Origin of the sequence: Petrotoga mexicana DSM 14811 (assembly GCF_002895565.1) — a bacterium.
Lineage (GTDB): Bacteria > Thermotogota > Thermotogae > Petrotogales > Petrotogaceae > Petrotoga > Petrotoga mexicana.
In genome coordinates, this window is record NZ_AZRN01000036.1 from 93,981 (window position 1) to 107,148 (window position 13,168).

At 36.0% G+C, this 13,168-nt stretch carries 13 protein-coding genes; all 13 read left to right on the plus strand.

Going from position 1 to position 13,168, the window contains the following annotated elements:
* Position 1: 1 nt before the first annotated feature.
* The 13 genes from ssnA to X927_RS09955 are packed head-to-tail and all read left to right on the plus strand — an operon-like array spanning position 2 to position 13,134.
* The gene (gene ssnA, locus X927_RS09895; protein ID WP_103077907.1) at positions 2-1,333 is read left to right on the plus strand and encodes a putative aminohydrolase SsnA; all 1,332 of its coding nucleotides are present in this window, start codon (positions 2-4) and stop codon (positions 1,331-1,333) included.
* Entirely contained in the window at positions 1,275-2,192 is a 918-nt protein-coding gene (locus X927_RS09900) for an FAD binding domain-containing protein (RefSeq protein WP_103077908.1), read from the plus strand. Before ssnA ends, X927_RS09900 begins: the two co-directional genes overlap by 59 nt.
* Positions 2,189-2,683 carry a (2Fe-2S)-binding protein gene (locus X927_RS09905; RefSeq protein ID WP_103077909.1) on the plus strand — a complete coding sequence of 165 codons (495 nt, stop codon included), beginning with the start codon at positions 2,189-2,191 and terminating at the stop codon, positions 2,681-2,683. The genes X927_RS09900 and X927_RS09905 overlap by 4 nt, the downstream gene beginning before the upstream one ends.
* On the plus strand, positions 2,670-3,941 hold the full coding sequence (locus X927_RS10400; protein ID WP_103077910.1) for a xanthine dehydrogenase family protein molybdopterin-binding subunit: 1,272 nt from the start codon (positions 2,670-2,672) through the stop codon (positions 3,939-3,941). Before X927_RS09905 ends, X927_RS10400 begins: the two co-directional genes overlap by 14 nt.
* Positions 3,942-3,943: 2 nt before the next feature.
* Complete coding sequence (locus X927_RS10405; RefSeq protein ID WP_103077911.1) at positions 3,944-4,939, plus strand: xanthine dehydrogenase family protein molybdopterin-binding subunit; 996 nt, start codon at positions 3,944-3,946, stop codon at positions 4,937-4,939.
* On the plus strand, positions 4,932-5,483 hold the full coding sequence (locus tag X927_RS09920; protein ID WP_169925232.1) for a nucleoside-triphosphatase: 552 nt from the start codon (positions 4,932-4,934) through the stop codon (positions 5,481-5,483). Before X927_RS10405 ends, X927_RS09920 begins: the two co-directional genes overlap by 8 nt.
* 4 nt (positions 5,484-5,487) lie before the next feature.
* A complete protein-coding gene (locus tag X927_RS09925) occupies positions 5,488-6,579 on the plus strand; it encodes a 4Fe-4S binding protein (protein ID WP_103077913.1) in 1,092 nt (363 codons plus the stop codon).
* A 15-nt stretch (positions 6,580-6,594) separates the two neighbouring features.
* On the plus strand, positions 6,595-8,307 hold the full coding sequence (gene ade / locus X927_RS09930) for an adenine deaminase (RefSeq protein WP_103077914.1): 1,713 nt from the start codon (positions 6,595-6,597) through the stop codon (positions 8,305-8,307).
* Positions 8,308-8,330: 23 nt separating this feature from the next.
* On the plus strand, positions 8,331-9,653 hold the full coding sequence (locus tag X927_RS09935) for an NCS2 family permease (RefSeq protein ID WP_103077915.1): 1,323 nt from the start codon (positions 8,331-8,333) through the stop codon (positions 9,651-9,653).
* Positions 9,654-9,681: 28 nt separating this feature from the next.
* Complete coding sequence (locus X927_RS09940; RefSeq protein ID WP_103077916.1) at positions 9,682-10,299, plus strand: nucleotidyltransferase family protein; 618 nt, start codon at positions 9,682-9,684, stop codon at positions 10,297-10,299.
* A complete protein-coding gene (locus tag X927_RS09945; protein ID WP_103077917.1) occupies positions 10,296-11,300 on the plus strand; it encodes an ABC transporter substrate-binding protein in 1,005 nt (334 codons plus the stop codon). Before X927_RS09940 ends, X927_RS09945 begins: the two co-directional genes overlap by 4 nt.
* A 32-nt stretch (positions 11,301-11,332) precedes the next feature.
* A complete protein-coding gene (locus X927_RS09950; protein ID WP_103077918.1) occupies positions 11,333-12,376 on the plus strand; it encodes a FecCD family ABC transporter permease in 1,044 nt (347 codons plus the stop codon).
* The gene (locus X927_RS09955) at positions 12,373-13,134 is read left to right on the plus strand and encodes an ABC transporter ATP-binding protein (RefSeq protein WP_103077919.1); all 762 of its coding nucleotides are present in this window, start codon (positions 12,373-12,375) and stop codon (positions 13,132-13,134) included. The genes X927_RS09950 and X927_RS09955 overlap by 4 nt, the downstream gene beginning before the upstream one ends.
* Positions 13,135-13,168: the final 34 nt, after the last annotated feature.

The window sequence follows — 13,168 nt, forward strand, 5'->3', positions numbered from 1 at the left end:
CATGTTGTTAATAGGTAACGCTACTATTTTCACCTTTGATGACGAAATTCCTATAATTGAAAATGGTGCAGTATTAATAGAAGGTAAAAAAATAAAAGAAATAGGAGAAACAGAAAATTTACTTCAAAAATATCCAAACGCTGTTTTCAAAAACGCTCAAGATAAAATTTTAATGCCTGGTTTGATAAACACTCACACACACCTGTACAGTACTTTCGCCAGAGGAATGAATTTAAAAACCGAGATCCCTCCACAAAACTTTTTAGAAATATTAGAAAAATTGTGGTGGCGATTGGACAACACTTTAAACGAAGAGGATATTTATTACAGTGCATTATTTGCAATCTTAGAGTGCATAAAAAACGGAGTAACAACGATTTTTGACCATCATGCAAGTTTTAATTATATAGATGGAAGTTTGGATATCATCGCGCAAGCTGTCATGGAAACAGGTATAAGAGCCAATCTTTGTTATGAAGTATCAGATAGACATGGACAGGCTAAAAGCGATGCCTCTCTAAAAGAAAATGAAAGGTTTATTAGAAAGATTAAGGATTCTGAGAACGATAAATTAGGTGGAATGATTGGATTACACGCTTCTTTTACCCTTGAAGACAAAACTTTAAACAAGGCCTCGGAGTTAGCTGACGAATTAAACGTTCCTTTTCATATCCATGTAGCAGAAGGAATAGCAGATTTACAAGACAGTGTAAAAAGAGGTTACATAGGAGTAGTCGATAGATTATCGAAATTTAAAATATTAAGACCTCATGCCTTAGCTGTTCATGGCGTTCATATAAAGAAGGAAGAGATTCCAATTTTGAAGGAAAGTGGTGCATACGTTGTTCATAATCCAGAATCAAACATGGGAAACGCAGTAGGAGCGGCTCCAATAAAAGATTTCTTTGATCACGGAATCCTAACCGGATTGGGAACAGATGCCTACACGCACGACATGTTCGAAAGTATAAAAGTTGCCAATTTACTCCAAAAGCATCAATTAGGTGATCCACAGGCAGGATGGAGCGAAGTTTACAACATGGCGTTTAATAATAATGTGCAAATTGCTTCTAACCTTTTAAACCTAAAAATAGGAAAGATAAAAGAGAATTTCCCAGCCGATTTAATAATAGTGGATTATATCTCCCCAACACCCGTTGAAAAAGACAACGTTTATTCCCACATCCTTTTCGGAATGAACGGTGGGATGGTTGATACGGTTATTATAGACGGCAAAATTATTATGGATAATCGGGAGGTGACGGTTTTAGATTATGAAAGAATACACAGGAGAACTCGGGAGCAAGCAAGAAGATTTTGGGAGAGATTCTGATCAATACTTTGCTCCTAAAACATTGAAAGAAGCTACAGAAATACTTTCAAGATACAGCCCTAACATCAAAATCATCGCAGGTGGTACAGATGTTTTGGTAGATTACTTTGACCGTCTTTATGAAATAGAAAGGTGGTTGAGCTTAAAAAACCTCAATGAACTGAAAAAAATCGAAATCAACAATGATCGAGTTGAAATTGGTGCCTTACTCACCCACGATGAATTAGAAAAATCTGAGATTATACAAAGATATTTTCCACTTATCAGTCAAGCTGCATGGGATGTTGGATCACCTCAAATCAGAAACATGGGCACCATAGGTGGAAATATTGCAAATTCTTCCCCTGCTGGGGATTTATTACCTCCTTTAATGGCATATGATGCACTATTCAAACTAACTTCCCAAAACGAAACTCGTGAAGTACCCGCACAAGACTTTTTTCTAGGACCTAAAAAAAACGTACTTATAAAGAATGAAATCATCGAAAAAATTATCATTCCAATTCCCCAAAAACACACCTATGGAAAATGGTTCAAAGTTGGAAAAAGAAATGCCTTAATAATTTCAAGTATCACGTTGGCTCTTGTTGTGACCTTCGATGATGATGAACGCATAAAAACAGTGAAATGTTGTCTTGGTTCTGTGGCTCCCGTTCCAGTTGAAATCTCACAAATTCAACCTTTGATGGTTGGCAAAAGGTTAAACGAATTAGACTATTCTCAGATTGGGAAAGTAGTTTCTGAAAATATTTCACCAATAGACGACATAAGAGGAACCAAAGAATACCGCATAGATGTAGCAAAAAATCTAACAGTTAACGCTTTAAATGAAATTGAAAGGATGGTGAGGGTAGGTTGAAAATAAACTTTACCATAAATGGAATTGAAAGAGAATGCAATGTAAATTCAACTACCCGATTGTTAGACTTAATTAGGGACGACCTGAATCTTACAGGTACAAAAGAAGGTTGTGGAAAAGGGGAATGTGGTGCATGTACAGTTATAATGAACGATAAAATCGTAGCCTCTTGTTTGGTACTTGCATATGAAGCTGATGGTGCAGATATAGTTACTATTGAAGGTTTGAGCAATAAAGAAATTTTACATCCTATTCAAGAAGCTTACATTGAAGCAGGAGCAGTACAATGTGGATTTTGTACGCCTGGATTCATATTAACAACTAAGAAACTTCTCGATGAAATTCCTAACCCAACGGAAGAAGAAATAAAAAGGGGATTATCCGGGAATATCTGTAGATGTACAGGGTACCAAAAAATAATAGACGCTGTTAGACTCTCGGTCATTAAAATCGCTGAGTATAAGCGAGGTGAGAAAGTTGAAATCAAATAAATACGTGGGAGAGAATGTCTTCAAAGTTGACGCCAAAGACAAGGTAACAGGTAAAGCTATTTATCCCGATGATATATACTTTGAAGACATGCTCTATGTGAAAGTTAAACGCGCAACTCACCCACATGCTTACATTCAAAAGATAGATGCCTCCAAGGCAGAATCACTACCGGGAGTAATTAAAGTTATAACTGCAAAAGATTATCCGCATTTGAAAAAGTTTGGATTGATAATCAAAGATCAACCCGTTCTGGTTGGGATAGGAGAGAAGACCCGTTTTATGGGAGATGCATTGGCATTAGTCGTTGCAAAGAGTAAAGAAATTGCCTCCAAAGCAATTAATTTAATAGAGGTAGAGGTTAAAGAATTAGAGGTAATTACAGATCCTTTCAGGGCAATGGAAGAAGACGCCCCAAAAATTCATGAAGATGGAAACATACTCGTCACTCACCAATTAAACAAAGGAGATATTAAAAAGGGATTTGATGAATCTGACGTAATAATAGAAAGAGAATACAAAACACAGCATATCGATCAACTGCCTTTACAAGTGGAGTCTGGCGTAGCTGTTTACGACGAAAAAACTGGTGTAATAACTATTTGGGCAGCTACACAATGGCTTCATGATACACAAGCAGATATAGCCCAATCTTTGAATCTACCCAAAGAAAAAATCAGAATAATACAACCAGTTATTGGTGGAGCGTTTGGTAGGAAAGAGGATATTTCAGTACATATACATTTAGCATTGGCTGCAATGATAACAAAACACCCTGTTAAATTAACTTACACAAGAGAAGAATCTATGATCGCTCAGTCTAAAAGGCATCCTCTATATATAAGGGCAAAAACGGGAGCTACCAAAGATGGAATCCTAAAAGCATGGGAGGTTGAAGTTGTAGGTGATACTGGGGCGTATGCATCTAGTGGACCTGCTGTTGTACATAAAGGTATGTACCATTGTACAGGTCCGTACAATGTACCCAACGTTATGGGTATCGCTCATACCGTTTACACTAATAATACATACGCTGGTGCTATGAGAGGATTTGGAGCAATGCAGATGACTTTCGCCTATGAATCTCAAATGAACATATTAGCTGAAAAGTTAGACATGAATCCAGCAGAGCTCAGACTTAAAAACGCCTATCGAATTGGCTCAACTACGCCAAATGGTCAAAGACTTACACAAAGTGTAAATGTCGTTGAAACCATAGAAGAAGCTTTAAAGCTTTCCAGTGAGAAAGAGGGTGTTTGACAATGAAGAAAAAAGGTAGAGGTATGGCTACGATAATGTTTGGATATGGTTACGGTGAAGGATTTCCTGATTTTTCCCATGCGACGGTTGAATTTACCGATGATGAAAAGGTTTTGGTGGTAACCGCCGCCGCAGATGTAGGACAAGGAGTTTTAACGGTTGTTACTCAAATTGCCGCAGAAGTACTATCTGTTGAGGTTGAAAAAATAAAAGTTATTCAAGGTGATACCCATAAAACTATGAATGCAGGCTCAACCTCTGCAACTCGTCAAACCACCTTTACAGGGAATGCAGTAAAACAGGCCTGTGAAAATTTAAAGGGAAAAATCTACCACTATGCGAGCTTAGAATTTAACAGTAATTATCCAGAATTAACTTTAAAAGATGGAAAAATCATCTACAATCCTAACCCTGAAAAATCTCTTACTTACTGGGATTTGAAAAGAAAGGTGGAAGAAAAAGGAGAAATTTTGAAAGGTGAGTCAACGTTCTTTCCTCCAACATACTCTCCAGACCTAATATCCGGCCAAGCTGATAAAGTATACGTTGCTTACACTTTTATGACTCAGATCGTAGATGTGGAAGTGGACACAATCACTGGAAAAGTTGATGTCAAAGATGTATACACAGCCCTTGATTGTGGAAAAGCTATAAATCCAAAAAATGTAGAAGGACAGATTGAAGGTGGTACAGTGCAAGGAATAGGAATGGCCCTTATGGAAGAACAAGTAATAAAAAATGGAATCACGTTAAATCCAAATATGACAGGTTACCTGGTTCCAACTTCTATGGATGTTCCGAATTTTCACTCAGTTTTAATTGAAAATGAAGATGCTATTGGACCATTTGGAGCAAAAGGTGTAGGAGAACCAACAATCATGGCAGCCTCTCCTGCCATTGCTAACGCTATTTACGATGCCATAGGTGTCAGATTTTATGAGTTACCCATCACTCCAGAAAAAATTCTTAAAGCTTTAAAAGAAAAAGATGATGATTAAAAAGAATATTTTTCTTACAGGTTTTGTGGGGGTCGGTAAATCAACGATTATAAGTAAAGTGATCAAGCAACTATCATTGAATATATCTGGTTTTTCAGTTGCTAGAGAAGGTAAAAAAAATAACTGGAACTCATTTTATTTAATAGATGCATCTTCTCTTAGCAAAGATAATCAACCTAGAAAAAATGAATTCAACAGATTTGCATTCAGAAATGATTACTCTAAAAATTGGGAGATAAATATTCAAGTATTTGACAAACTTGGTGTACAGCTCCTTACAAACATCGATGATGCTGACGTAGTAATCATGGACGAATTAGGGAGATTCGAGTTAACTGCGTTCAAATTTCAAAAGAAAGTCAAAGAAGTTTTGAATAGTGGCAAACCTGTTTTAGGTGTAATAAAAGATGAGTCTAACGCATTTTTGGATGATATTAGGAATAGAAAAGACGTTCAAATATTTAGAGTGACCTTGGAAAACCGAGAAGAAGTTTACAAAGAGGTATTATGTTTGATAAAACAAATAATTTCAATGAAGGAGTGAATTTATGGCTGATATATCTGTAGACTTATTAGGAATGTTGTTGAAAAACCCTGTAATGCCTGCTGCTGGGCCTCCCATTAAAGATGGAGAGAGTGCTCACAAAGCCAAAGAAGGAGGAGCTGGAGCAATCGTTACTAAAACGGTCTCAGTGAAAGCTGCAAAAGTTCCAAAGCCAAATATGGCACAAGTAAAAGGAGGTTTTATCAATACCGAACTTTGGTCTGAGTTATCCTTAGAGCAATGGATTGAAAAAGAATACCCCAAGGTTGTTGAAACAGGTTTACCTGTGATAATAGGAGTTGGATACACCTCTGAAGAGATAAAGGAAGTAATACCACAAGCAGAACAATTCGCTGATGCCTTTGAACTCTCCACCCATTATCTTGGTAATGATCCAACACCTATGATTAATAGCATAAAAGCTGCAAAAGAAAGTACAGACCTTCCCGTTATGGTAAAACTTAGTCCACAAGTAGATATTCCTACGTTTGCAAAAGAGGCTGAAAAGGCTGGTGCAGATGGTTTAGTCTTAATAAACTCTTTCGGTCCGACGTTAGATATTGATTTCGAAAGTGGTAAACCTTTGTTGGGAAGTGAGAATGGTTTTGGATGGCTATCAGGTCAAGCAATATTTCCCTTAGCTTTGAGGTCAGTTTTTGAGGCTGTAAGATCGGTTAATATTCCAGTAGTCGGAGTAGGTGGAGTCAGTACAGGTAAAGAAGCCGTAAAAATGATAATGGCAGGAGCCCAAGCAGTTCAAGTCTGTACCGCTGCCATTTTAAATGGACCTCAAATATATAGCAAAATTGCCAACGAAATTGAAAAGTATTTGGACGATCATGGTTTCAACTCCCTAGAAGAAATTAGGGGAATCGCTCAAAAAAATACCGTTATTCAGCCAAATTATAAATTGATAGTTCCAGATATAAACGATGAAAAATGCACAGAATGCGGTTTATGTGTTAAAAGTTGTGTTTATGATGCAATTCACCTCGTAAAAGATCTCCACAGTGTGAGAATAGATACAAATAAATGCGCTGGTTGTGGATTATGTATAACAAGATGTAATTTCAACGCTCTGTCCTTGCCTTTATAGAGGGGGGTAATACTATTGTCAAACAAAGATCTTTTACCAATAGCTTTAGGAAAGGAAAAAGCAGATTTAGTATTCAAAAACGGAAAAATAATAGACGTTTTTAACGAACAAGTTATAGAAGAAGATTTAGCTACTTCCAATGGTGTAATCATAGGCTTTGGAAATTATGAGGGTAAAGAAGAAATTGACTTAGAAGGCAAATTCATTTCTCCGGGATTCATAGACGCCCACCTACATTTGGAAAGTGCCATGGTTACAATAGAAGAATTCGCTAAAACGGTCATCCCTTTGGGGACGTTGACACTTGTTGCTGATCCACATGAGATAGCAAATGTATCTGGGGAAGTTGGTATAAAATACTTCTTGACAATTGGGAACAATTTACCATGGAATTTTAATTTAATGATACCCTCGTGTGTGCCTGTTACTCCTTTCGATAAATCAGGTTCGGTACTGAACGCTGAAAAAATAAAAGAATTAATTGCAGAAGGAAGTTTTTTTGGCCTTGGTGAGGTTATGGACTATGAAGGAGTTTTAACTGGTAAAGATTATATTTGGGATAAGATAGAACTGATGAAGAACTATTTTATTGATGGTCATGCACCAAAACTAGAAGGCAAATTTTTAAACGCATATCTTTTAGCTGGAATCATGGCTGATCACGAAACCACATCCCCCGATGAGGCATTAGAAAAGGTTTCAAAAGGTATGTACATAATGGTTAGGGAAGGTTCAGTTACGAGGGATCTTCAGAGCTTGTTACCTGCAATTAACGATAAAAACAACTGTAACTTTTTATTCGCCACAGATGACAAACACCCTGAAGACCTTCTCTCAGAAGGCCATATTAATTTTATGATTAAAAAGGCTATAAAACTCGGAATGGAACCAATTAGAGCGATAAAACTTGCCACTCTGAATGCTGCACGTTCTTTAGGATTACATCGTTTGGGAGGTATTGCTCCAGGTTATAAGGCTGATTTTCTGATAATCGACAATTTAGATGATTTGAACGTTTTACAAGTTTACAAAGACGGAAAAAAAGTAGCAGAAAACGGAAAAGCATTATTCCAAGTTGACTCTAATAACTTTGAAAAACCTACGTCCATTTTTCATTCTGTAAATATTGCTCCCATTAAAGAAGAGGATTTCAATATTCCTAAGGGGAAAACTTACCGTGTTATTAACATGATTCAGGATCAGATTATCACTGAAGAGGAGTTTTTCTCATTTCCAGATAGTTTTGAAGAAGAACGATTTATAAGGTATAATATAAATAAAATTGCGGTTGTAGAAAGACACAAAAGTACTGGAAAGATTGGTTTGGGTTTGATAAGGGGTTTTGGATTGGAGTTTGGTGCCATTGCGAGCTCCATAGCTCATGATTCTCACAACATTATTGTAATAGGTACGAATTCAAGAGATATGAAGATGGCAATAGACAAGATAGCTGAAATTCAGGGTGGAATTGTGATTGTTAATAATAAAAATATTGTTGATTTTATCAACTTACCCATCGGAGGACTTGTTTCTACCGACCCAATTGGAAAAGTTTCCGAAAAGCTTCAAGTACTTAGAAAAATTGCCCATGACTTAGGGGTCAAAATTAACAGCCCTTTCATGACATTAGCATTTATGGGTTTACCAGTGGTTCCCAAATTAAAGATAACTTGTGATGGCTTATACGATGTTGAAAATAATACTTTTGTACCATTGGTTGTAAATTGATATTTTAAAAGGGGGTTAAACTTATGGCAAACACTCAGCAAGAAGGTTTTTTAGAAAGGACTTTCAAGTTAAAAGAGAACGGAACAAACGTTAGAACTGAGGTCTTAGCTGGTATCACAACGTTTATGACGATGGCTTATATCATCTTCGTGAACCCTTCTATACTTAGTGATGCAGGAATGCCTTTCAACGGGGTCTTTATAGCTACTATAGCTGGAGCAATTTTAGGTACTGTAATGATGGCCTTACTGACCAATTATCCATTTGCATTGGCTTCAGGAATGGGTTTAAACGCTTTCTTTGCCTATTCAGTCGTAATAGGTATGGGGGTCCCTTGGCAAACCGCTCTAGGAATAGTTTTTTTGGAGGGTATCATCTTTATTGTACTTAGTGTTACCCCCGTAAGACAAATGATCGTTAATTCGATCCCAATGAGTCTGAAAACGGGGATAAGTTCTGGAATTGGTTTGTTTATTGCTTTTATAGGTTTGCAAAACGCCGGCATAGTAGTAGCAGATCCTGCAACATTGGTAAGAATGGGGGATTTATTTTCTGGGACGGCTTTAATAGCGTTATTAGGCCTAATCATAACCGGGATTTTACACGCATTAAGGGTAAAAGGAGCCCTATTGTTAGGAATCATAATTGCTACAATCTTAGGGTTTTTCAACGGAGTCACACCAATACCCGAAGGTGTTGTAGCATTGCCAAGAATGGCTGATTGGTCTCAAGTTTTGTTCCAACTCGATATCAAATCTGCATTTAATATCGGCATGATAGGTGTTTTGATTTCGTTCTTATTTGTAGATCTATTTGATACAGCAGGTACGTTAGTAGGGGTTAGTCAGCAAGCAGGTTATTTGAAAGAAGACGGTTCCTTACCAAAAGCAGATAGAGCTCTCTTAGCTGACGCTATTGCTACTACTGGTGGTGCACTCTTCGGAACCAGTACTGTTACAACATACGTTGAATCTGCGTCAGGTGTTTCTGAAGGTGGAAGAACAGGGTTAACAGGTATCGTTGTTGCTATTTTATTCTTCCTTTCCTTATTTTTTCAACCTATAATAGCTATAGTACCCGGTGCAGCAACAGCACCAGCATTGATAATCGTTGGGGTAATGATGTTATCAAATATAAGAAGCATAAAATGGGAAGCTTTTACAGAAGTTTTTCCCGCTTTCGTTGCAATGATAGTAATGCCTTTAACTTATTCCATTTCTAACGGAATAGCTTTAGGCTTTATAACCTATCCTTTAATTAAATTATTCACTGGCAAAGGTAAAGAAGTACATTGGTTAGTATACGTTTTGTGTGCTTTATTTATTGTTTACTTTATTTGGCTCTAAATCATTTAGGTAGGAAGTGGGTTTTACAATGATATCAGCGGTGGTATTAGCAGCTGGTGAATCCTTAAGAATGGGAACTCCTAAACAGATTTTACCTTGGGAAAATACAACTGTTTTAGAAAGCATTATCATCAAACTTATGAAATGCCAATATATAGACGATGAAATAATCATTGTATTAGGAGGTAACTTTGAGAATATAATTCCACTTTTTTCGAAGTATGAAGACCACCGTTTGAAAATAGTAAAGAATAACAATTTCCAAAAAGGCATGCTAACAAGTGTGTGGAGTGGTTTGAACTCATTATCCAATAATTCTGAATACATACTTTTCACACTTGGAGACATGCCTTTAATCAAAATAGAAACATTCAACACACTTGCTAGCTTTGCTATAAAAAACAAAACAATTGTTTTGGCACCTACTTATCACGGGAAAAGAGGCCATCCATTGATTGTACATAAAAGTCAGATACCAGATATTTATCAATTATCAGGACCTGGAGGGTTAAGAACACTTTTAAGTAAATATCCTGAAAGAGTAACACTGCACGAAGTCCATGATGAAGGTATTACCATAGATATTGATACCTTTGAAGATTACAATATATATCTAAAAAAACAAAAGGGAGATGATAGTGAGTGAAGAGATTTTCATCCTTTTTTTTACTTTTGTTTCTTTTAACTTTCGCATATGTATTATTTGCCAATACAATAACGGTTACTGATATGGCAGGAAGGGAGGTAACAATACCTTCTAAAATAGAACGTATCGTGACAACTTACAAACCTGCTACTCAATTCGTATTTGCATTAAATGCTCAAAGAATGCTTGTTGGCGTGGATAATACATCAACAAGAGAAAAATTATTTACTTCAATTTATCCGGAAGTAGAACTGTTAGTAGAAGTGGGTTCAAAAAGAGAAGGGATAAATATTGAAACAGTGGCATCTTTAAATCCTGATTTAGTAATACTATTTCCACATAACCAAGCCGAATTCACAGCTTCCAAATTAGAAACGTTAGGGATTTCTACAATTATTATCAATCCTGAAAGTTTAGAAGAAATACGGGAAACCAACCGATTATTAGGAGAAGTATTGGGATTAGAAGATAGAGCGAAAATTGTAGATAAACAGTTTGATAATATTTTAAAATTGTTGGAAAAGACTAAAAACTTGCCGCAGGCTCAGAAAAAAGTTGTCTATTTCGCTAATTCTCAACTATTGGATACAGTGGGAAAAGATATGATGCAAACGGATATGATAGAGTGGGCTGGTGGAATAAATCCAGCAGCAAAAAGTGATGCTGGATTTATAAAAATATCTCCAGAACAGTTAATAGCTTGGAATCCTGATGTTATAGTTACATCCCAAAAATTTCAAGATGATATTGAGGAACTTTATAAAGAAGAAAAATATCAAAACGTTAAGGCTTTTAAAAACAAGCAAATTTACCGTTTCCCATCAGTGCTAGAGCCATGGGATTATCCAAATCCATCATCTTATTTGGGTATGCTTTGGTTAGCAACAAAAATACATCCTGAACTTTTTTCGGATGTTGATTTTGATAAAGTAGCTGACGAATTTTATTACACTTTGTACGGAGTTTCATACAGGGAATTGTTATCTAAAATTGGAAATTAAATCATTAAACTTATTTATATGGAGATATTAATATGCACATTCACAATAAGAATCAGACTCCAGGTCAACATCAAAAAAGAACACTTCTCTATCTTTTATTAATTCTGTTATTGTTATTTATTATTTCACTTTTTGTTGGAAGATACAAAATCTCGTTCGTTGAAATTATTAACACGATAAAAAACTTACTCTTACGTAACGATATACAAAGTAGTAACGATTGGTTAGTTTTCTTTCACATTCGTTTGCCGAGAATTATATTGGTAATGTTTGTGGGTTCTGTTCTATCTATAACTGGTGCAACATATCAAAGCGTTTTTAGAAATCCATTGGCTTCTCCTTCTATCCTTGGTGTGTCAGCCGGATCAGCATTTGGAGTAGCTTTGGCTATTTTGATCAACGAAGAATCGTTATTTGATACTTACTTATTATCTTTTCTGTTAGGGTTAGTTGCCGTTCTTTTTACGTTTTTTATTTCCGTTTGGAGTAAAGTGAAGGGGGTTACCGTTCTTGTTTTGGCAGGAATGGCGGTAACCTCTTTTTTCAACGCATGTGTCTCTTTAGTACAATACTTAGCAGATCCTTACGAAAAATTACCAAATATAGTATTTTGGTTAATGGGAAGTTTCAACAGGGCAGGTTGGAGAGAAGTATATATTTCATTATTTACAATGCTTCCAGGGATAATAATTCTTCTTATTTTAAGATGGTATTTGAACGTTATGTCTATGGGAGAAGAAGAAGCATTATCCATGGGAATAAATGTTCGAAGAATGAGAATTTTATTGATCATTGTAAGTACCGTTATGGTTGCCCCTACAGTGGCTGTTGCAGGTCAGGTAAGCTGGATTGGTTTGATTACTCCACACATTGCGAGGTACATAATAGGTGCAAATCATAGGTACATGCTTCCTGCAACGTGCATTTTAGGCTCTGTACTTCTGCTTATTATGGACAACATCGCGAGAACAATCACACCTGCAGAGATCCCTATAAGTATCGTTACCGCCTTTATAGGCGCGCCTTTTTTTGTCTATCTTTTATTAAGAAGAAGAGAAAGTGGGTGGAATCAATGATATCCATTAAGAATATATCCTTTTCATACGACACAGTTAGAGATACCATTAAAAATATAAGTTTTAATTTGAACAAAGGAGAATTGATTGCCCTTTTAGGACCTAATGGTTCAGGTAAAACAACTATACTAAAATGTTTAAACGGCACAATAAAACCAAAAACTGGTGAAATCTATATAGAAAATCATAATATTAAAAATCTAAGTTATAAAGAAATAGCAAAATTCATAAGTGTAGTTCCTCAAGAACACTCTGCTATATTTTCATACCTTGTGATAGATATAGTAGCTATGGGAATAACTCCCTATCTTTCTTTTGGAAGGATGCCCACAAAAAAAGACTATAGGACGGCATATACAAAGTTAGAATTTTTCAATATTCAACACCTTGCTGAAAAAAATTACAATCAATTAAGTGGCGGAGAAAAACAATTGGTGCTAATTGCAAGAGCCTTAATGCAAAATACGGATTACTTAATCATGGATGAACCAACGTCCCATTTGGATTTTAAGAATCAACATCTATTGATGAAAGAATTAAAAAAATTGAGTGAAAACGGGAAGGGTGTCATTACAGCTCTTCACGATCCTAATCTGGCTTTAAGATTCTGTGATAGAATAATAATGGTAAAAAACGGTGAAGTAATTTTTAGTGGTGAAAACACCAAAGTTATGAACCCACAAAATTTACAAATCTTGTACGATGCACCAGTTTCGATGAATAAAGTGGAAGATGTAAGTATAATTTACATCAACTAGCAAAATATTGTGAACTAATACCCCTAGAAGGTGA